Genomic DNA, 21,183 nt, shown 5'->3' on the forward strand with positions numbered 1-21,183 from the left:
GACATGATCGATCGACGCGAATTCATCGTTGCCCTCGGCGCGACGGGGCTGCTTGCGGCTTGCCAGAGCGGCCCGCCGAAACCATCGGTTATCTCGGTCAATGTGAGCGGTGGCGCAGGCATGAATCCGGGACCGGGCGGCGGCGATCGGCCGGTGACCGTGCTGGTGATGCGGCTTGCCAGCACCGGCAAGTTCAATTCGGCCGACTATTTCGCGCTGCAAGGCGATGCGGGCTCGGCGCTCGGCGCCGACCTCATCGGATCCGACACGATCTCCGTCGCGCCGGGCAAGACCGCCGCCAAGACCATCACGGTCGAGCCGAACGCGACGGCGCTCGGCTTCGTCGCGCTGATCCGCGAACCTGGCGGCAGGAACTGGCGCACGACCAAGTCGGTGTCGCCAGGGTCGAAATTCACCATCAACGTCAGCCTCGGCAAGGGCGGCATTTCCGCCTGACGGCGAGACAACAGGTAGCAGTGCAGAGAGCAGCAGCATGAACGACACAAACAGAGTGCTATGGTCCGAGGGGCTCTTCTTGAGGACCCAGCACTTCCAGCAGCAGGACCGGTTCTTCGAGGGGATGGTGCGCGGCGCCTTGCAGGCCGGCCAGCTCCATACGTTCGGCTTCCAGCAGCTGACGCTCGACCAGTCGCTGCTCGACGCCGGCCAGGTTTCGATCGTCTCGGCCAGGGGCATTTTTCCGGACGGCACGCCCTTCTCCATTCCGGAGCTGATGGACGCGCCCAAGCCATTGCCGGTCACGGCCGACACGGGTGCAGGCCCGGTGCTGATCGCGCTGCCGCTCGAACCGCCCGGCGGCGTCGGTTTCGATCCGGCGCACGCCGCGTCGACCGGCGCGCGCTATCACGGCAAGATCGTCTCGGTGCGCGATGCCGTGCAAGGCGGTGCGGACGCGGAAGAGATCGAGATCGCCCGGCCGCAGGCAGTGTTGCTTGCACCGGGCAAATCGGTCGGCGGCTACACCGCGCTGCCGGTCGCCGATATCAAGGGCGTTCGCGCCGACGGCGGCGTCTCGCTCGACGAGAGCTTCCTGCCGCCGACACTGATTACCGGCGCGGTCGCCTGGTACCGGCAATTGCTGCAGGAGGTGGTCACCGGCCTCGACCAGATCGCCGAGGCGCATGGCAAGATGGTGATGGGCGGGCCGGGTCGCAGCGTGGAGGACCTTTTGATGCTCCACCTTGCCAATGCCGCGCGGCCGCGGCTCGCGCACATGCTGGCGCAGGACGTCTTTCACCCGGCCGAGCTCTATCTCGAGCTTGCCGGTCTGGCCGGCGAGATGGCGACTTACGGCTCCAGCTCGCGAAGGCTTGGCGAGCTGCCGGCCTACGACCATATGGCGCCTGGACCGGCCTACATGGCGCTTGCCGACGCCTTGCGCTCGCTGATCCTCAGCCTGCGCTACATCGAGCCGAAATCGCGCGCGCTGCCGGTCATGCGGCATGCGACCAATGTGTGGAAGGTCCGCATCGACAATCCGAAGCTTCTGGTCGCCAGCCGCATCGTCATCCGGGTCGGCTCCGAACTGTCGGAAGACGCGCTGCGCAAGATCTTCGTCAACCAGGCGACCGTCGGGTCGGCCGACCAGTTCGAAGGCCTGTGGAAGTCGCGCCTGCCAGGCATTCCGCTGAAGCCGCTGCACTCGCAGCCGCGCGAGATCCCCTATGACGGCGACCGGCTGTGCCTGGAGCTGGACCAGAAGAGCGAGCATTGGGCCTCGCTGCTCGACGCTCCCGGTTTCGTCATCGGCGTTTCCGGTGTGCTGCCGAGCGAGCCGCAGGTCGACTGCTATTCGGTGAACAGGTGAGGCCATGAGCCGGGATGATCCCTTCGGACTGTCGGAGGATCGCGAACGCACGCGCATCCGGCTGACGGGGGCCGCGCCCCGGCCGATGGCGCCGCTGACGCCGGGCGCACCGGTAAAACGGGCGCGCGCCCATCCCAACGCGCTGATCAACACATTCGCACCGCTGCTCGAATTCGCGCCGGAGCTCGAAAGCGCGCTCGCGCCCGAGAATCCGGAAGTGATGCGCACGCGCCTGCTCGACGAGCTGGTCCGGGCGCGCGACACCGCGATGGCGGCTGGCTCTTCGCTCGAGCGGGCCGACCAGGCCGCCTGGGCGGTGGCGGCGCTGCTCGACGACCTCGCGCTCAACACGCCCTGGGGCGGCGCCAGCGCCTGGCCGCGCCAGCCGCTCGTGGTCATGCTGCGCGGCGACGTCGATGCCGGCACGCAGTTCTTCTCGCGTCTCGACGAGCTGGAGCGACACCCGAACCGCGACCGCGAAATGCTCGAGCTGCAATATTACTGCCTGGCGCTCGGCTTCCGCGGCAAGTATCGCGTGCCAGGCCGCGCCGGCGACCGCTCGCTCAACGCCGTTCGCGTGGCGGCGGCGCGCTTCCTGCGCAATGCCGACGCCGAAGACGCGCCGCTGTCGCCGAACTGGAAGGGCGTGACGGCGTCCGACGAGCCGCAGCGCTTCATCGTGCCGATCTGGGTGATGGCGCTTGCGGCCGTGGTCATCGCCGCCGCCGCCTATATCGGTCTGTCGATGGGGCTGAGCAGCCAGGCGGTCGAGCTCTCCGCACTGGTCCGCACGCTGCCGCCGCCCTCGCGTGGCGACGTTACCCGCGCCCCGCCCAAACCGGATGCTCCCGAACCGGAACCGCCGCAGCCGGTCGATTTCGCGCTGCTGCCGGAATTCAAGGCCGAGGCGCCGGATAGCCTCAAGGGGGCGCTGAGCGGCACCGAGAGCGTGTCGCTGGCCAAGCTGGTCATCCAGTCTTCCAACCCCGAGTTGTTCCAGTCGTCGCGGCCAACGCTCACAGAAGGCTACGAACCGCTCGTGGAGTCGATCGCCAAGGTGATCCTCGCCAACCAGGAGCTGATCGGGAACATCACCGTCGTCGGCCACACCGACAACGTGCGTCTGCAAAAATCCAATCCGCTTTCGTCCAACCAGCGGCTGTCGGAAGCGCGCGCCGAGACCATAACCAGCCTTCTGGTGCAGGCCGGCGTGCCGCAGGAGCGCATCCATTCCGAAGGCCGTGCCGATACCGATCCGGTGGCCGACAACGCCACGCGTGAGGGCCGCGCGCTCAACCGCCGTGTCGAGGTCCTGGTCGAGAAGAGGCTGTGATGTTCATCCTGCGCTTCCTCTGGGCCGTCCTGACCTCACGCTTCCTTTGGACGCTGATCGGCATAGCGCTGCTTTCGCTGCTGATCTGGGTGTTCGGCCCGATCGTCCAGGTCGGCCCTTACGCGCCGTTCGAATCCGACAATGTGCGCATCGCCATCATCGCCGGGCTGATCATCCTGTGGCTGATCTGGCTGATCATCGCCCAGCGGCGCGCGATCCGCGCCAACCGCATGTTCGTCGCCGAGATTGCGGCGCCGGTGCAGGAAAAGCAGCTTACGCCGGGCGAAGAGAGCGTTGCGGCGGTCGGCGCCAAGTTCGGCGAGGTGATGGCGGAGCTCAAGCGGCGCAAGCTCGGCGGCAGGAAATTCCTGCGCGAGATGCCGTGGTACGTGATCGTCGGACCGCCGGCCACCGGCAAGACGACGGCGCTGCGGCAGTCCGGCCTGAATTTCCCGATCGACCTCACCGATGACCTGCAGGGCGTCGGCGGCACGCGCAACTGCGACTGGTTCTTCTCGGAGAACGCGGTGCTGATCGACACCGCCGGCCGCTACGTCCAGCAGGAGAGCCAGCCGGATGTCGACGCGACGGAATGGCTGGGCTTCCTCGATCTTCTGAAGAAGCATCGGGGCCGCCGCGCGCTCAACGGCGTCATCGTCGCGCTGTCGATCGACGTGCTCTCGGAAGGCGACGAAGCCATCAAGGCGCATGGCCGCAAGATCCGCCGCCGGCTGGCTGAGCTGAACGACCGGCTCGAAATCCGCCTGCCGGTCTACCTGATGCTGACCAAGGCCGACCTGATCAAAGGGTTCGAAGCCTTCTTCGGCGGCTTGTCGACCGCCGCCCGCGAACAGGTGTGGGGAACGACCTTCCCGCTCGATGCGCGCATCGACGCCAAGACCATCGAAAAGGAAATCGCCACGCTTGCGGCTGAGCTCGAGCGGCGGCTGGTGCCGAAGCTCGAGGACGAGGACAAGCTTGGCGCGCGCGCCGAAATCTTCCGCTTCCCGGCCCAGCTCGCCAGCCTCTCCGAGCCGATCCAGGTGCTGATAGAAGCGATGTTCGGCGAAAGCCGCTACGAGGAAGCCGCCTGGCTGCGCGGCCTCTATCTGACGTCGGCGACGCAGGAAGGCGCGCCGATCGACCGGCTGACGGCGGCGCTGTCCTCCTCTTTCGGGTTGCCGCCGCGCCGCGCGATGCTGGCGCCGCGCGTCGAGAAGCGCAGCTTCTTCCTCAGGAATCTTCTGACCGAAGTCGTCTTCAAGGAAGCCGGCTTGGGTACGTTCGATCCCCTGGCGCAGCGCCGCCGCGCCTGGATCTGGCGCGGCGCGGCCACGGCCTGCGCGCTTGCCGCCCTGCTTGCCTGCGGACTGTTCACCTGGTCCTATCTCGACAACCGCAACGCCATCACCGAGCAGGCCGGCCAGTTCGAGGCGCTGCAGGCGCCGCTGACCGACGTTTCAGCCGCACCGGCATCGGTGGAGCAGCCGACGATGGATGGAGCGCTGGCCGCGATCGACGCGGTGGCGACGGCCCGCACCACGCCGCCGGACGCGGTTCACAATCTGCTCGGGCCTACCGCCTCGGCGGAGCTCGTGCGCGCGCAGACCGACACCTATGACCACGCGCTGCGCAACGTGCTCGAGCCGCACATGGTCGCCCTGCTCGAGGCGACGATGTGGCGGCAGATCCGCGATCCGGACTTCATGCTCGGCGCGCTGAAGACCTATCGCATGATGACGGGCCTGTCGCAGATGGACGCCGACTTCGCGCAGAACTGGTGGGTGAACAGCCTGCCGGAATTCGCGCCCGCTTCGCCCTTCCCCACCGCGGACGCCGAGGAACACCAGCTTGCCGCGATCCGCCGCATGGCGGTCGACGACAACTACATCGCCCCCGACAAAGAGCTGGTCGCAGAGGCGCTGAAGACGGTCTGCACGATCTCGCTGCCGGAGCGCGCCTACAAGCAGCTGCTCGCCGACCCGGAAGTGGCCGCCGTCAAGGAATGGCTGCCAGCCAATTTCGCCGGGCCTAACGGCGCGAAGGTGTTCGCGCGCCGCTCCGATAAAACGCTGCGCGTCGGCGTTCCCGGCGCCTATACCTATGCCGGTTTCCACGATGCGATCCTCGACCGGGTCGAGGATGTGGCGGCGCAGGCGGCGCTCGACCGGGCGGTGTTCGCCGGCGGTTGCTCGGAAAATTCCGAGACCTCGGTATCGGCGCTGTCCGAGGACATTCTGAAGCTCTATTACGACGACTACATCGCCCAGTGGGACAGTTTCCTGCGCGACATGCGGCTGGCGCCACTGACCGACCTCAATGTCGCCAGCGAAAACCTCAAGGATCTTTCGAGCGCCGATTCCGCGCTGAAGCGGCTGCTTACCGCGGTCGTGCAGGAAGTCGATCTCACCCGTTCCGACGACGCGCCGGCCGATGACAAGAGTGGCGGCGCCGCAAAGACCGGCTCGAAGCTGCTCAGCAAGCTCGGCAAATTGGGCAAGGTGGTGAAAACGGGAGCGAAATTGCTGCCCCGCGCGGGCTCGGCCGATCAGGTCGACATGACCGGCAGCCTGGTGGCCGCGCATTTCAAGCCGCTCAAGGGCACCATCGCCGAAGTCGACGGCCAGCCGCCGGCGCTCGATGCCGCGGTGGTGGCGCTGACGGCGCTTTCCAACGTGCTGCAGACGGTGACCGCCAACCCCAACCCGCAGGACGCCATCAAGAAGCAGGGCGGCCTCGCGGAACTGACGGGAGCTGTGGCCAGGCAGGCGCAGATCCTGCCCTCGCCGATCAACGATTGGCTGGGCGGAATTGCCGGCGACACCAGCGGGCTGTCGCAGAAGGCCGTCACCAACGAGCTCAACGCCATCTGGCGCGCCGACATCCTGCCCTTCTGCCAGGCGGCGCTCAACAACCGCTATCCCTTCAGCCCCGACAGCGCGGTGGACGTCAATGTGCGCGACTTCCAGCGTCTGTTCGGTCCCGCCGGGTTGATCGACGCCTTCATCAACGACCATCTGATCAACTATGTCGACACGGCCAGCGAGCCGTGGAAATGGCGCGCCGATTTCGGCCTCGATCCTACGGCGCTGCCGGCTTTCGAGCAGGCAAGGCACATCCGCGACGACCTTTTCCCGGGCGGCAGCGGCCCGGTGATGAACTTCACGCTGGAACCAAAGGACCTGTCGCCCAACGTGGCGCGGGTGACGCTCAACCTCGATGGCCAGAACCTCGTCTACTACAACAACGCGACGAGGCCGCAGCCGATGACATGGCCCGGCAAGGACGGAACCGGTGTGATCTCGCTCGCCTTCCAGCCGGTCGACGGCTCGCCCGAGGTGATGCTCAACGAAACCGGCAGCTGGGCATGGCTGAGGATGCTGCGCGGCGGCAAGTTCGCCGGCACCAAGCTCGCCGACGTCTACAGCCTGCGGCTGGGCACGAAAGGCATGTATGCCGATTTCGAGCTCAAGGCGGCCAGCGTCGAGAATCCCTACACGCTCGAGATGTTCAAGAAGTTCACATGTCCGCCGCAGATCTGAACATGCCCGGCTTCTACGGCAAGATGCCCGCCACCGGCGATTTCGTGACGCGGCGGCTGGCAGGCGATTTCGTGCGCGTCTGGGACCGCTGGCTGGCGCAGCACATCGTCCCGCTATATGGGCTTGAAAACTGGCCGGCGGACATCGCCTTGCGCTTCCTCAGCGGTCCTGCTTCCTTCGGCGCCGCCGCGGGTATCGTGCTGCAGAGCGCCGACAGGGTCGGCAGGCGGTTTCCGCTCAGCGTCGTCGCCCGGCTTGCCGAAGCGCCGCTGAAGCTTGCTCATGCCGATGTCTGGTTCGAAGGCATGGAGAAAGCCGCTTTCGCAGCGCAACGGGGCGAGTTGGCGCCCGACGAACTGGATGCCGCCCTGACAGCCCTGCCGGTTCCGCTTGCCGATGGCCAGGGCGATGTCATCGACGATCTCGTCATGTGGACCGCGCGCACGGATATCTTCGACGTCGATCCGCAGGCGCCGCAGCCGGCGCTGGAGCAGATCTTCGCGGCTAGTTGGGAGACCAACTGATGCAGATCTGGAACCAGATGGGCTATCCGCACCAGTTCACCATGGGCATGGACAAGGCCGGCCACGAGTGGCTCGTCGTGGTGGTGAAAGGCACTTTCGATTTCCCTACGAAGCCCGGCGGGCTGGTGCAGAAATCAGCCGAGCAGGTCCCGTTGGTCATGGCCGACACGCATACCGGAGTTCCTGGCTACTCGGCGACACTGTGGGAAACCGACTTCGCCTTCCGCAAGCCGCGCTGTGATGTGGTGGCTAATGGCTGCGCCTATGCGCCGGGAGGCCGACCGGCGGAGCGTGTGCCCGTCGGCATCAAGGTCGGCAACTGGTCGAAGCTGTTCGAGGTCGTCGGTCATCGCGAATGGCGCGCCATCGGGCCGGTGTTTACCGCGACCGCGCCGCAACCCTTCCTGAAACTGCCGATCTCATATGACGTCGCCTGGGGCGGCGTCGACCGTCTGGACCCCGAGGATCAGCTTCCCGCCAGCTACAAATTTAACCCGGTCGGCACTGGCTGGTCGCGAACGAAGAACCAGCGTCTCATTCCCGGCCTGCGGCTGCCGAACACGCAGGCGGTCGGCGAGGAAATCCGCTCGCCCTTCGGCGACTATAAGCCGATGAGCTTCGGACCGATGGGCCGCGGCTGGCCTGGTCGCATCGAATACGGCGGAACATATGACCAGAACTGGATCGACAATGTCTTCCCCTTCCTGCCTGAGGATTTCGACGAGCGCTATTTCCAGATGGCGCCTGAGGATCAGCAGATCGACCAGCCAAAAGGCGGCGAGGAGGTGGTGCTGGTGAATTTGACGCCGGAAGGGCGTGTGAGCTTCAGGCTGCCGTCGACGGCGCTGCCGGTGGCGTTGTTTAAGGGTGGCGAAAAAGTATTCGATGACAACGTTTACGCCGATACAATTCTCTTCGACACTGAAAGTCGCCGCTTTTCACTGGTCTGGCGGATATCGCGACGCATTCGCAAAACGATACTTGACTTCAACGAATGTTGGGTCGGTCCGCCAACTGCATCAATGCTGCGCGCACGGGCGACCGGAAGGGCATATGTCCGCGCCAATGGGACTGCGCCTGAGGAAGAGGCACAAGACGCATGAGCACGGCCATCGACATTGCCTCGATTGGGATGGTGACCGCCGTCGGTCTCGACGCTCCATCGGCCTGCGCCGCGATGCGCGCTCGACTGGACGGCTTCCAAGAAACCCGGTTCGTCGGATCGGGGGGAGGCTGGCTAGTCGGCGCTCCCGTCCCCCTTCCCCGCAATTGGATCGGCGAGAAAAGAATGGCCCATCTTGCCGCGGGCGCGATCTGCGAGGCTTTCGCGAGCGTCCCCCAAGCTCGAGGAAAGACCGCGTTGATCCTGTGCCTGGCCGAGCAGGATCGGCCGGGTCGGCCGGTGCAGGACAACTCAGTCTTGCTCCGCCTAATTGCGGAGATCGTCGAGGTGGAGCCCCACACAAGGTCTCGCATTGTCGCTCACGGTCGACCCTCGGCGCATGTAGCGCTCGAGTATGCCCGCAAACTTATCGGTGCCGGTGAAGTGCCTTATGTGATGATCGCCGGCGTCGACAGCTACCTGACGCTGCCCGCGATCGCGCATTATCTCAACCAACGCCGGCTGCTGACACCGGACAATCCCAACGGTTTTGTTCCTGGCGAGGCGGCCGCGGCCGTATTGTGCACTCAATCAAAGCGAGGCGGATTTCGGCTTTTCGGCCTTGGCCTGTCACGGGAAGCGGCGTCGATCTACAATGCCGAAGACTTGCCTCTTCGCGGTGATGGGATGACTGCCGCATATAGTGCGGCATTCGGCGAAACCGGCATTGAGATGAACAGGCTCGGTTATCGCATTGCGGACCTGATTGGCGAGCAGTACTGGTTCAAGCAAAGCGCGCTGGCCAGCTTGCGATTGTTGCGTGGCCGCCACGATTTTCAAGACATCTGGTCGCCCGGAGAATCTCTTGGCAACGTCGGCGCGGCAGTGGGCCCACTAATGATCGGGATGGCATGGACGGCTGCACAGAAGGGCTACGCCGCCGGAAACCCCGTGCTTGTCGAGGCTTCCAACGACGCCGGTGCCTGCGGCGCGGCCGTGCTTGCAGTGAGGGATGCCTGATGACCGTGTACGCCAACGGTCTAGAGATCGCCTGTAAAGCGCAGTCCAACAAGGTCATTGCCGCCTTCCCGGACGTCTGCTTCACGCCTCCAGAGAACCCAGCGACACCGCCGGGAGTACCTATACCTTATCCCTCCTTCGGTCTCGATTCCGACACCGACAACGGCACGGGAACTGTCAAGATCGGTGGTCAGACCGTCACCCAGAAGAACAAGTCCTACTACACCAAGACGAGTGGAACGGAAGCTGGATGTGCGGCCAAGAAAGGAGTGATCACTTCGGTCAATACAGGCAAAGAGTACGCGGTTGCATGGTCGAACGACGTGAAGGCGGATGGCGAACCGGTCAGCCGTATGACCGACGTCTCGACCAACAACCATGCTTCGCCGACCGGTAATGCTCCGCCATGGCCGAAAGTAGGGCAGTTGACGGTTGGAGGGGTGGATTGCGCTACCATCCTCGCAAACCTAGGCATGAAGGTTCATGCCTACAAACATGCAGACAAGGAGTGCAGCTCAACCCAGCAATCCGATCATATTCTGCAGAACGCGTGTTTCCAAAACTCGCGCGGCGGCCAGGCAATCAGCACGGTGTCGGACTACAAGATAGGTGATGCACCCTGTGTGTGTCTCGATGACAAGACCACCCGGGGTACCGAACATGGCGAGAAAACCGCAGCGCAGAACGAATGGTCGAGGAACCAGCGAGCGACGGGCAAGAACCCGACTTACAAGGAAGTTCGCGAGGGCAATTTGAACGCCATGAAGAAGGCCAAGGCGCCTCATATGAACGACGGGCCTGACGGCAAGGAACACCCAGCTGTGACTTGTTTGCGTATGATATGCGACGCCTTTTTCAAAGATATGATGGATGGCGACGACGCAGCCGCGAAGGACAGCACCCAGTGTCGGGCGCCGGCAACTGGTGCATTCAAGCAGCAGGCCACTGTAACTAGTGGTCCGGTTTGAGGAAGGACAGAATCCATGGGTGACTATTCGGTGAGCTGCGATGGTGTGGCGATCGACGACGACGGCGTGATGTACAGCATCGCTGTCTATAGCGACGGGGAAGGATTCAACTCGTATGTGTACAAGGCTTCCGACGTCGCCGATCGCCAGACTCCAAATGTCCAAACGGAGTTGCTCGACGTCCAGGTCTGGCTGACCTCGATTTGGCGTTCGCAAACCGGCTTGCTGTACGTCACTGACGCCGACGGCAGCGTACGGATATATGACGGCGTCGGTTGGACCCCGTCGCCAGCGTCCCCGCAGGCGCTGACATGTATCTGGGGCCTATCGGACAGCGACGTTTACGCCGCGGGCGATGAGGGCGTTGTCTACCGATGGAACGGTGCCGCATGGTCCAGTTTCAGCCCTCCATTGGGTGATGTGATTTTCTGTGTTCGTGGTGTGTCCTCGCGTAATCTCTACGCGTGTGGAGCGAATGGCTTGCTTTGGCACTTTGACGGTATCTGGACACAAATCCAATTGCCGACCAACCAGCGGCTGCTTGGGCTTCTGACTCTTGCCGCCAATGACGCTCTCGTCTGCGGAGCAGGAGGAGTGCTTTTCCGAGGAGCCGATGCCAATTGGAACGATGTGTCTCAACCGGGCCACGATTTCCACTCGCTGGCCGATTATCGGAGGGAAATATATTTGGCGGGAGGGGGCGAAGGAGTATTCCACTTCGATGGGGCCGCAGTTGCCAACATCAAGAGCACTATCACCTCCTACAGGCTGGTTTCCAATGCAAACTACCTAGCGAGCGCCGGGGACGTAATCGCGGCGCGCTTCGATGGTCAGGGATGGTTTGGAGCCCGCTACAGTTGAACAGCAGCGGATCGGCTCAATCGCGAGTCAAAATTCTGCGCCGGCACGCAAGTAGGCACGCACCCTTTCCAGGTCCAAGTCGGCTATCCTAGGCGGATCTTTCACCGACAGCATCCGGATTACGAAAAGTTCTCCGGCTTCAGGGAACTCTGCGTAGAGTTCTTCGGCAATCGCCCGTCCGGCGGCCCCCGCAATCTTCAGACCATCGAGATGGGCCTCCAGACGCTCCACAAGTCGCGCGAGGCGTTCCTCGTCCATGTCAGGATTCGCGCCTGGATTGAGCAAGTTGTAGTCATACACCGTCCAGAGAAACGCAGCCATTTCCGCGTGCTGGCGGACGATCTCACGGAGGATTGGCGCGGACATCAGTTTAGATTGACGGAGCCGCCGCGGATGCGATTGGCCGCACTTGCGTGGCTCGTCAAATATGTACCCCGGATCGTGATCCGTCCGTCTTTCTCCATGATAATTGTCGCCTTGCCGCAGCGAAGTTCGATCCGCTGCTCACCAACGATTCGCACCCGCTCTCCATCGCGAACGATCTGCGGCTGCGGAGTCCGTCGCGCTGGCTCGATGACGCGCCCGACGATTAGCGGTCGGCTTGGATCCCCGTCCTGAAAGAGCAAGGCCACTTCGGCACCGATCATGTCGGAAGCGAGGTCTGCAAGGCTGCGCGCTGGGGTCGCCGCGTCTCTAGGATTTCCCGGAAAGACAACAAGCGGGCCTTCCTCGCCGAAGCCCAGAAATATGCCGATCACCACCCCTTCGATCCGCTTCTTCGTAGTTGTCATCGCACATCCTCAGTTCTGCTTTATCTCCGAGCCTTTCATCGTGATGTCGCTGGAGGCCTTGACGTTGATCTTGCCCGAGCCCTTGACAGTGATGTCCTTGCCCTCAATCGAAATTGTGCCATCCTTTTTCATGGCGATCGCCGCCGAGCCGCATTTGATAACGATAGAGTCACCCGCTTCTATCATCAGATCCTTGCCGATCTTGATTGCGCCATCCTCCCCCACCTCGACAAGGCTCCCCTTGGCGACCTTGAGCGCGCGAGACCCGCCGACTTGTGTGACATCGTCGTCGGCTATCTTTGCACTACGTCCCTTTCCGATCTCCGAAGTGTGCCCGCCACCGATCTTGAAACTCTGATCGGCACCAGTCTGGACACTTTGGTTCGCCCCCACTGTCCAGTTGTCATCCGCCCCGATGCTGTGACTTTGCGCAGTTCCCACGGTCACCGACCGCGACGCGCCGATGGTATTCGTCTGCGAAGCGCCCACAGTCCTCGCTTCGGCCGCCCCGACCGTATCGACACGCGCAGCCCCCACCGTCACCGTCTGCACCAACCCCACCGTTTGCGAATGGTTGGCGTCGATGTTTTCCGTCGAGTTCGAGACGACGTGTATCGTCTCGTTCGCCATAACCGTCAGCGAGCGGTTCGCGCCCACCGTCTCGGTGTCGTTCGACCCGATGTTCGTCGTCTGGTCGACGCCGATCTTGACCGTCTTGTTGTTGCCGACGTCCTCGTCGAGGTTGTGGCCGACCGAATGCTTGGCGTCGTGGTCGATGCGGTCGGACTGGTCGTGCTGGACCGTCTTGTTGCGGTCGTGCTTGATCAGCAGGTGGTGGTCCTTCTGCGCCTGGAAGTTGACCAGCTCGGAGCCGGCCTTGTCCTCGAACATCAGCTCGTTGTAACCGCCGCCGCCCTTGGATGAGTTCGACTTCCAGCCCGACTGCGTCGCGTTACCCGGCAGCGCGTAAGGGGGCATCTCGGCGGCGTTGTAGACGCGGCCGGTGATGATCGGCAGGTCGGGGTCGCCCTCGATGAAATCGACGATCACCTCCTGGCCGATGCGCGGAATCTGGATGAAGCCCCAGCCGCTGCCGGCCCAGGTCTGCGACACGCGTACGAAGCAGGACGAGTTCTGATCCTTCTTGCCGAGACGATCCCAGTGGAACTGCACCTTCACGCGGGCATATTTGTCGGTGAAGATCTCCTCGCCGGAAGGGCCGACCACCGTCGCCGTCTGCGGGCCGCGCATGATCGGCCGCGGCGTGATGCGCGGCGGCCGATAGGGCAATTTGGTGGGTGCCACGCCCAGCACGACCCTGAAATTCTCGCTATGGGCCTCGTTCTGGGTCCGGTAGCCCGGGTCGAACAGCCGGTATTCGGCGCTGATCACCAGATAGTCCTGGTTCTGGTCGTCGCGCGGAAAACTCTCCAGCTTGAACTTGCAGCCGGAAAAGAGGCCGCGCACGGTGCCCACCGCCGTGCTGCGCTGGTGCACCGCCTGAAGTTCCTCGCGGCGAATCCCCGCAATCGTATCGCCGCGCCCGACATCGAGATGCGCTCCAGGCTGGCGGTAGTTTTCGCCTGCCGCCTCCTTATGGCTGAACGGCTGGGCGGACTTCGCCATCAAGTCCGCGCCGGGCTTCTCGAAATCGTAGTCGGTGTGGGCATAGGCGCCCGGCCGCACCGCGCTGCCGGGAATCCATTCGGTGATGTATTCGACGTCGCGCCGCGAGCCCTGCCCCTCGAAATTATAGAGCACCTTCTCGTAGCCAGGTGCTGCCTTCAGCTTGCTCATCGCATCGCAGAGCACCAGCGTATGCTTGCCCTCGTCATGCTCGAAGAAATAGAAGATGCCCTCGTGCTCCATCAGCCGCTGCACGAAATCCAGATCGCTCTCGTCATACTGCACGCAATATTCGCGCTGGGGGTAAGATCCCTGCAGCCGCTTCTCGAATTTCGCGATACCGTATTTCGTGAAGATTTTTTCGATGATCTCGACCGCGGTCATGTTCTGGAAGATGCGGCAATCGGTGGTGTTGCCGAGGAACCAGAGCCACGGCCTGACCACCGCCTCATAAAAGGCCAGCCGGTCCTCGATGCGGGTGAGCTTGAATTCCGACACCAGCCCGCTGAACCAGCGTTTCGGATCGGATTCGCCTTCGACCGAAACGACGCCGCCGAGCATCTTCAGCGGATCGACATCATGGCTCTTCGAGACGAAGCCGACGGTATAGGCGAAACAACGGCTGATCTCATCGCGGCCGATGAGATGGGTGAAGGTCAGGTCGGCGCCAACCGGCGTCTGCACAACGGTGGCACGTTCGTTCGGCATGGGTCGTGCCCCTCCTGGACGCGGCCGCCAGTGTGATGGTTCGAAGCCCCCGCTCTGTAAACTGCATCACGTTCGGGAAGTTTTCGCATTCACCGCACCGGACCGATCCAAACCTAGCACATGTTTGGTGCCGGCCAAACAACAGCGGTGCCTAAACGGCGGCGATGCGCCGATGTGAAACGCTCCTCTCCCGTCGTTCCCGCAAGCTGCTAGAATGCCGGAGCAATTCCGGGAAAAAGCACGTAGCGGTTCTCCGTCCGGAATTACGTGAAGCAAGTATTTATTTACCAAGTTCGGCGACGCTTCCGGATGTTCATCTCGCTCCAGATCAGCAATGTCGACAGGCTGCCTCCGGGCACGGCGGCAAGCTACGCCGTCCGCGACCGCAGCTTCGAGATCGGCCGCGAGAACTGCGACTGGACGCTCGCCGATCCGCACAAATTCATCTCGGGCCGGCATTGCGAGGTCCGCTACCAGGCGGGCGCCTTCTGGCTCTACGACATCTCGCGCAACGGCACCTTCATCAATGGCTCCAGCCAGCGCATGGCTGGGCCGCACCGGCTGGCCCACGGCGACCGGTTGCTGATCGGCCGCTATGTCATTTCGGTTTCGATCGACGAAGAGCGTATCGCCACCGGCCATCCGCAAAGCCGGAGCGGGTCGACGCAACGTGAGCTGCCGCCATCGACAGGCAGGCCGCTGGAATTGGGCAACGAGCCGTTCTTCAGTCCGAAGGAGCAGCGGCCCGGACAAGGATTGCCGGCATCGACGTCCTCGGCGCTGCAGCCGCCGCCGACCCCGGCGGCCCCGGCTGGCCGGCCCGCGGCAGCCGATGCGCTGTTGCGGGATATCGCGAAGGCGGCCGGCATTTCGCCTGATCTGCTTCAGTCGCGCGATCCGCATGAAGTGGCCGCCGAGATCGGCACCGTGCTCAGAACCACGGTCGAGCAATTGTCCCTGCTGCTCAAGGCGCGCGCGGCGGCCAAGGTGCTGGCCAAGAGCACGCATCGCACGATGATCGGCGCCGAGGACAACAACCCGCTGAAATTCGTTCCCGGCACGGACGACATACTGGAGATCATGTTCGCGAAACGCAGGGCCGGCTATCTGGACGCCGCGCACAGTGTCGAGGACGCCTTCCGGGACCTCAAAACGCACGAATTCGCCACCTATGCCGCCATGCAGTCCGCGCTTTCCAGGCTGCTCGACGACCTGTCGCCGGAGGCGATCGCCAGGAAACTGCCGCCGGCCTCCTTTTCATCCAAGAAGAGCCAGGCATGGGACGCCCTCGTCGCCACCTGGCGGACCATGGAGGAGAAGCATGAAAACGGCATGCTCGACGTCTTCCTCGCCTATTTCAGCGAAGCCTACGCCAAGGCTGGCAAGCAGAAGTAACGAACCCGGTGTTATGTGAGCGGTCTCACAGAAGAAACCGCTGCTTTGCGCATCCTGCTCTCCGATTTCAATCGGCCACCCGTGCGGCCAAAGCGCGTCGCGAACGTCCGGATTCGCTCCATGCGCTTTAGCTTTTGATTTTACGCATGTCTTTGTCCCGAAACCGGGTCCCACTTTCGGGAGACATGCTTTAGGATAAGCGCACGGAAGCTTGCCTGGCGGGCAAAGCGGCGTGGCTTGGGGCGTGTGCAGCAATGTCATGTTTCGGCGAGATGAGCCTTTCCATCCGGCCCGCCGCCAAACCTTGGCGCAAAAGGCGCGAGGCCGGCCTCATTTCCCGCCAGAGAAACGGTCGCCACACCTCGACGGTGGACCGCCGATGAGCTCGAACGACGATCCCTCCGTGCCGGCGGACAAGACCGTCATCCGCGCGCCACGGCCAAGACAACGCTCGCCCGCGGCTCCCGATCGAGCCGCTTCTGGTGGCGTCGCGCCAGCCGCCCGGGAATCTACTGTGTTCGATCCGGGCGTCCGGCAGATGCCGACCGGCTGGTCGTCCGGAACCGTGATCCACCAAGGTGCTTCCGATGCGGCGCCTGCTGCATCCGCGCCCGCGTTGCAGCAGGAAATCTTGCTTAATGCCACGGACGGCGTGAAATACGCCGCGGCAAATCCAATTCTCGCTGCAGCGGCCCCCTTGCTGATGCTGTTCGGCCGGTTGCGGCTGATGCCGGTCGAGAGGCAGGCAGCACCGCTCGCGGAGCATATCGCCGAAGCGATCGAAACATTCGACCGGGAGATGACGAAAGCCGGCATCGCCGAGGAGGACGGCAGAATCGCAAAATTCGCCCTTTGCGAGACGGCCGACGATCTCGTCGGCAACCTGCCCTGGCCGAAGGAGGACGGCTGGAGCGGGCACAGCCTTGTGGTGCGGTTCTTCCACACCAAGCCCACCGGCGCCGGTTTCTACGAGGCGCTGAACAATATCCTGGGCAGCCCGGATGGCCACCACGACCTGCTCGAACTGATGCATGCCTGCCTGTCGCTCGGGTTCGAGGGCCAGTATCGCGGGCGGGCCGGCGAGCGAGACACACTCGAACGTGTCCGGCGCGACGTCTACGACACGCTCCGCTATTTCAGGCCGCGCGCCGAAGACGACATCTCTCCCCATTGGCAAGGCATGGCGGCGAGGCTGTCAAAGCCCCGCGCGCGGCTGCCGCTGTGGGCGGTGGCGGCCGCCGCGGCGACGCTGGTGGCGGCGGCGTTCTTCGGGTTGCGGGCCCTGATCACCGACCAAGGCGACGTCACCGCCGGCGAATTGCTGGCGCTCAATCCTTCGACCCCGGTCACCATCGAGCGCGCCAGCGTTGCGCCGCTCGCCGAACCCGCGGAAGCCGCCCCGCCGCCGGTCGCTCCCACCTCTACCCAGTTCGACCGCATCCGCGCAGCCTTGGCCAAGGAGATCACCGGCGGCGGGCTGACGGTCGGCACCAAGGGCAACTTCATCGTCGTGGAGGTCAACAACCAGCTTTTGTTCGCGTCAGGCCAGGCGGAGCTGAAGGCAGAGTTCCAGCCCATCGCGGCCGACATCGCCTCGGCGCTCGACGGCGAGCCAGGGCCGATCCGGATCGTCGGCCATACCGACAATGTGAAGCCGAAGAAGTCGAGCACGTTCAAGTCCAATTTCGATCTCTCCGTCGCCCGCGCCAAAGCCGTCCAGGCAGTGATGGCCAAGCAATTGAAAGACCCGTCGCGGGTAACAGTCGACGGCAAGGGGGAGGATGAACCGATCGCCGACAATGCGACGGCGGACGGCCGCGCCAAGAACCGCCGCGTCGATGTGATGATCGCAAAGGAGGAGACGCTGTGAGCGGGCGCGGCAGGGGGCGGCGGCACTGATGCGCTGGGTGCTCAGGATATTCAGCCTGCTCGCGCTTGCCGGGTTCTCGGCGGCAGTCTGGTATGCCGGGCCGCTGATCCGCTTTGCCGACACCCGTCCGCTCGGATCGGCCTGGCTGCGAGCGACGATCATCGGCGCGACCGTCGCGCTGCTCGCGCTCTTCTACGGCATCCGCTTCCGGCAAGGACGCAAGGCTCAAAGGGCGCTCGAGAAAGCGGTCGTCGCCGGCGACGACCGCAACGACGATTCACGGCTGCTCGAGGCGCGCATGGGCGAGGCCATCGCGACGCTGAAGCGGTCGAGCGGCAGGCGCAATTTCCTCTACGAGATCCCCTGGTACATCATCATCGGCCCGCCGGGAGCCGGCAAGACGACGGCGCTGGTGAATTCCGGGCTGAAATTTCCGCTTGCGGGCTCGGGCAATGCCCAGCCGGTGGCCGGCGTCGGCGGCACACGGTCATGCGACTGGTGGTTCACCGACGATGCCGTGCTGATCGACACCGCAGGCCGGTATACGACGCAGGAGTCGGACCGCGAGCGCGACAAGGCTAGCTGGCTCGCCTTCCTGACGCTGCTGAAGAAGCACCGCACCAGACAGCCGATCAACGGCGTGATCCTCGCCGTCAGCCTTGCCGATCTCATCGGCTTCGACGACCAGCAGCTCGACGCGCATGTCACCGAAATAAGGAGCCGGCTGCGCGAACTGCACGAGACGCTGAAGATCCAGTTCCCGGTCTACCTGCTCTTCACCAAGGCCGACCTCGTCGCCGGCTTCATGGACTATTTCGGCGATTTCGACGAGGCGCGCCGACGCAAGGTGTGGGGCGCAACCTTCCAGACCACCGACCGCAACAGGAACATGGTCGGCGAGGCCCCGGCCGAGTTCGACGCGCTGGCCGGGCAACTGGCGGACGAGATCGCCGATCGCCTGCAGGACGAGGCCGACCCGGTGGCGCGCATCGCGATTTTCGGCTTTCCGGCGCAGTTCGGTGCGCTGCGGACCCGCGTCGTGCGTTTCGTCACCAGCCTGTTCGACGCCTCGCGGGCGCAAGTGAACGTCAGCCTGCGCGGGCTCTATTTCTCGTCGGGCACGCAGGAAGGAACGCCGATCGACCAGGTGCTGGGCGCGATCGGACGCAGTTTCGGCAGCGCGTCGCAGGCGCATCTTTCCGGCTCCGGCAAGAGCTTCTTCCTGCACGACCTTCTGGCGCAGGTGATCTTCCCGGAGGCAGGCTGGGTTTCCTTCGACAGGACCGCGGAGCGGCGCGCCAGGCTCGCCAGATTCGGCGGCCTTGCCGCGATAGGCTTGGCGGCCTTAGCGGCGCTCGGCGTCCTGGGCCTCAGCTTCTTCGCCAACAAGTCGCTGATCGCCTCCACGAGGCAGGCGATGGCGCAGTATCGCGACAGCGCGGATTCGCTGCTCAAGAGCGCGACGGTGACCGATGTCGATCTCGAGAACGTCATCGGTCCGCTCGACCAGCTGCGCAACCTGCCGGCGGGATATGAAACCGCCGGCCAATTTAAGCCGGTCGAGGAGAGTTTCGGGCTCAGCCAACGGGAGAGACTTCTGTCGGCGTCCAAGACTGCCTACCGGCAGGCGCTGGAGCGAAGCTTCCGCTCCCGGCTTCTGGTTCAGGCGGAGCGGACGATCCAGGCCAAGATGGCCGATCCGATCGCGCTCTACGAACCGCTGAAGATCTATCTGATGCTGGGCGGCAAGGCACCCAAGGTCGATGACGAGTTGATCGTGTCCTGGATGAGGCAGGACTGGGAGGAAAACCGCTACCCGGGCGAGAACAACCGCGAGGGCCGCGCGCAGCTCGAAAAACATCTGCGCGCGATGCTCACGCTCGACGACGCCTACGACCCGGTCTTCGAGCTCAACCAGCCGCTGGTCGAGGCGGCGCAACGCTCGCTCGGGCGCATGAGCCTTGCCGACCGCGCGTCGGCGCTGATCAGGTCGGCGGTCTACGCGGCACGGCTCCAGGACTTTTCCGTTTCCGCGAAGGCCGGTCCGGAAGCGCAGCTCCTGTTCGAGCGCATGGATGGCAGCGAGCTCTCCGACCTTAACGTTCCCGGCCTCTACACCAAGGCGGGTTTCAACGGCTTCTATCTGCCGCAGCTTTCCCGCATGGCGCAAATGCTGGTCGACGACCAATGGGTCCTCGGCGGCGGCGGCGAGCAAGGCAGCATCGACCAGGACCTGCCCCAGCTCGGCCCGGAGCTCATCGACCGCTACGGCAAGGAATTCGCTTCCGCCTGGACCGGCGCGCTCGACCAGCTGAAGTTGAAGGCGATGCTCAAGGACAAGCCGCAATATATCGCGCTGTCGGCCGCCGCGTCGCCGGGCTCGCCTCTCGACCGGCTGTTCACGGCGATCGCCGATGAAACCGCGTTGACGAAAGACAGCGCCGCCTCCGAAGGCGAGACCGGCGCGGCGCAGCAGGACCCGGCTGTTATGGCCAAGGGCCTGGCCCGCATCGGCCTGCAGATCGCCGGCGGCAAGTCGCAAAGCCGCGCCGGGACAAACTCGCCCGCCACACTGAACGCCGGCGCCACTGTGGAAGCGCAGTTCAGGCCGTTCCAGGCGCTGGTAAGCGGCTCCGGCGGGCGCCGCCCGCTCGATGCGCTGACGCAGAACTTCCACGACATCTACCAGAGCGTGAAGCTGGCGGCGGACGTCCCCGCGCAGACGGAACGCGTCAACGCCAATTTGAAGCTGCAGATCTCGACGATGCGCGCCAATGCCTCGCGCCTGCCCAAGCAGCTCGCGCGCATGGTCGACGCGGCGGCGGACGAGTTCGAGGGCAACGTGGCCGAGACCTCGGTCGCCAATCTCAACCAAACGCTCGACGAGACGGTCACTCGCCCCTGCGAGGAAGCCGTCAACGGTCACTATCCCTTCGCAAGCGACGGCACGGAGGACATCTCGATGGCGGATTTCGCCAAGCTGTTCGCTCCGGGTGGCGTGATGGACCGGTTCTTCGCGCAGAACCTGGCGCCGATGATCGACATGACGGGTCACGACTGGACCTGGAAGCAAGATGCGCGCGCCGGCCGCGAGCTCGCCAAGTCGACCTTGAAGGCGTTCCAGTCGGCGGCGGAAATCCGCAGCGCCTTCTTCCCGTCCGGCGGTTCGACGCCGCTCGTCTCGATCACTTTCACGCCCACCTCGCTGAACAGCGAGGCCGACGGCGCGGTGCTCGATGTCGACGGGCAGACCGTCCAGAGCGCGCAGGCCGGCAACGCGCCGAGCACGGTGACATGGCCGAGCGGCGCCGCTTCGGGCTCGGCGAGCCTAAGCCTAACGCCGGAAATGCCGGGCCGCGAATCCGTCCTCAAATTCGAAGGGCCATGGGCCCTGAAGCGCCTCATGGACAAGGCGAGCGTCACCAGCAATGGCGGCAATACCGAAGCGCGCTTCGTGATCGGCGGGCGCGACGTCGCCTACACGCTGCAGACCGGCTCGGCCGCCAATCCCCTCCTGTTGCCGGCGCTGTCCGGGTTCAGCTGTCCGAAGGCATTCTGACATGGCGGCGTTCCAGAGCAGCACCAGCCCCGGCCTTCATTTCGGTACTCTAATGG

15 protein-coding genes are annotated in these 21,183 nt (G+C 64.2%); 12 read left to right on the top strand and 3 right to left on the bottom strand.

Features of this window, described 5'->3' with window-relative positions; genetic code table 11:
- The first annotated feature begins 3 nt into the window (after positions 1–3).
- The 9 genes from tssJ to QAZ22_RS29845 are packed head-to-tail and all read left to right on the top strand — an operon-like array spanning position 4 to position 11,178.
- A complete protein-coding gene (gene tssJ, locus QAZ22_RS29805) occupies positions 4–456 on the top strand; it encodes a type VI secretion system lipoprotein TssJ (protein WP_278073510.1) in 453 nt (150 codons plus the stop codon).
- A 37-nt stretch (positions 457–493) separates the two neighbouring features.
- On the top strand, positions 494–1,828 hold the full coding sequence (tssK, locus tag QAZ22_RS29810; RefSeq protein ID WP_278204487.1) for a type VI secretion system baseplate subunit TssK: 1,335 nt from the start codon (positions 494–496) through the stop codon (positions 1,826–1,828).
- Between the two features lie 4 nt (positions 1,829–1,832).
- Positions 1,833–3,161, top strand: coding sequence for a type VI secretion system protein TssL, long form (gene tssL / locus QAZ22_RS29815; RefSeq protein WP_278204488.1), 1,329 nt, complete (start codon positions 1,833–1,835; stop codon positions 3,159–3,161).
- Positions 3,161–6,703 carry a type VI secretion system membrane subunit TssM gene (gene tssM / locus QAZ22_RS29820; protein ID WP_278204489.1) on the top strand — a complete coding sequence of 1,181 codons (3,543 nt, stop codon included), beginning with the start codon at positions 3,161–3,163 and terminating at the stop codon, positions 6,701–6,703. Before tssL (QAZ22_RS29815) ends, tssM (QAZ22_RS29820) begins: the two co-directional genes overlap by 1 nt.
- Positions 6,685–7,227 (top strand): type VI secretion system-associated protein TagF, encoded by a 543-nt coding sequence (gene tagF, locus QAZ22_RS29825; protein WP_278204490.1) that lies wholly within the window; start codon positions 6,685–6,687, stop codon positions 7,225–7,227. Before tssM (QAZ22_RS29820) ends, tagF begins: the two co-directional genes overlap by 19 nt.
- Positions 7,227–8,330, top strand: coding sequence for a DUF2169 domain-containing protein (locus tag QAZ22_RS29830; protein WP_278204491.1), 1,104 nt, complete (start codon positions 7,227–7,229; stop codon positions 8,328–8,330). Before tagF ends, QAZ22_RS29830 begins: the two co-directional genes overlap by 1 nt.
- On the top strand, positions 8,327–9,349 hold the full coding sequence (locus QAZ22_RS29835; protein WP_278204492.1) for a 3-oxoacyl-ACP synthase: 1,023 nt from the start codon (positions 8,327–8,329) through the stop codon (positions 9,347–9,349). The genes QAZ22_RS29830 and QAZ22_RS29835 overlap by 4 nt, the downstream gene beginning before the upstream one ends.
- On the top strand, positions 9,349–10,317 hold the full coding sequence (locus tag QAZ22_RS29840) for a DUF4150 domain-containing protein (RefSeq protein WP_278204493.1): 969 nt from the start codon (positions 9,349–9,351) through the stop codon (positions 10,315–10,317). Before QAZ22_RS29835 ends, QAZ22_RS29840 begins: the two co-directional genes overlap by 1 nt.
- A gap of 15 nt (positions 10,318–10,332) precedes the next feature.
- Positions 10,333–11,178, top strand: a complete 846-nt coding sequence (locus QAZ22_RS29845; RefSeq protein ID WP_278204494.1) for a hypothetical protein — start codon at positions 10,333–10,335, stop codon at positions 11,176–11,178.
- A 27-nt stretch (positions 11,179–11,205) separates the two neighbouring features.
- Here QAZ22_RS29845 and QAZ22_RS29850 read toward each other — a convergent pair whose 3' ends face one another.
- From QAZ22_RS29850 to tssI, 3 genes are read right to left on the bottom strand one after another with little or no spacing between them, the layout of a single operon-like run.
- Positions 11,206–11,547, bottom strand: a complete 342-nt coding sequence (locus QAZ22_RS29850; RefSeq protein WP_278207983.1) for a hypothetical protein — start codon at positions 11,545–11,547, stop codon at positions 11,206–11,208.
- Positions 11,544–11,969 carry a DUF6484 domain-containing protein gene (locus QAZ22_RS29855; RefSeq protein ID WP_278204495.1) on the bottom strand — a complete coding sequence of 142 codons (426 nt, stop codon included), beginning with the start codon at positions 11,967–11,969 and terminating at the stop codon, positions 11,544–11,546. The genes QAZ22_RS29850 and QAZ22_RS29855 overlap by 4 nt, the downstream gene beginning before the upstream one ends.
- Before the next feature lie 9 nt (positions 11,970–11,978).
- Entirely contained in the window at positions 11,979–14,303 is a 2,325-nt protein-coding gene (tssI, locus tag QAZ22_RS29860; RefSeq protein WP_278204496.1) for a type VI secretion system tip protein TssI/VgrG, read from the bottom strand.
- 309 nt (positions 14,304–14,612) lie between these two features.
- Here tssI and tagH point away from each other — a divergent pair, with 309 nt between their 5' ends.
- The 3 genes from tagH (at position 14,613) to tssM (QAZ22_RS29875) (ending at position 21,127) form a co-directional block, all read left to right on the top strand.
- Positions 14,613–15,698 (top strand): type VI secretion system-associated FHA domain protein TagH, encoded by a 1,086-nt coding sequence (gene tagH, locus QAZ22_RS29865; protein WP_278204497.1) that lies wholly within the window; start codon positions 14,613–14,615, stop codon positions 15,696–15,698.
- A 631-nt stretch (positions 15,699–16,329) separates the two neighbouring features.
- Positions 16,330–17,568: a type VI secretion system protein TssL, long form gene (gene tssL / locus QAZ22_RS29870; protein ID WP_347566929.1), complete on the top strand. Its 1,239-nt coding sequence runs from the start codon at positions 16,330–16,332 to the stop codon at positions 17,566–17,568.
- A 28-nt stretch (positions 17,569–17,596) separates the two neighbouring features.
- A complete protein-coding gene (gene tssM / locus QAZ22_RS29875; RefSeq protein ID WP_278204499.1) occupies positions 17,597–21,127 on the top strand; it encodes a type VI secretion system membrane subunit TssM in 3,531 nt (1,176 codons plus the stop codon).
- Positions 21,128–21,183 lie beyond the last annotated feature (56 nt).

It is taken from the genome of Mesorhizobium sp. WSM4906 (assembly GCF_029674625.1).
GTDB lineage: Bacteria > Pseudomonadota > Alphaproteobacteria > Rhizobiales > Rhizobiaceae > Mesorhizobium.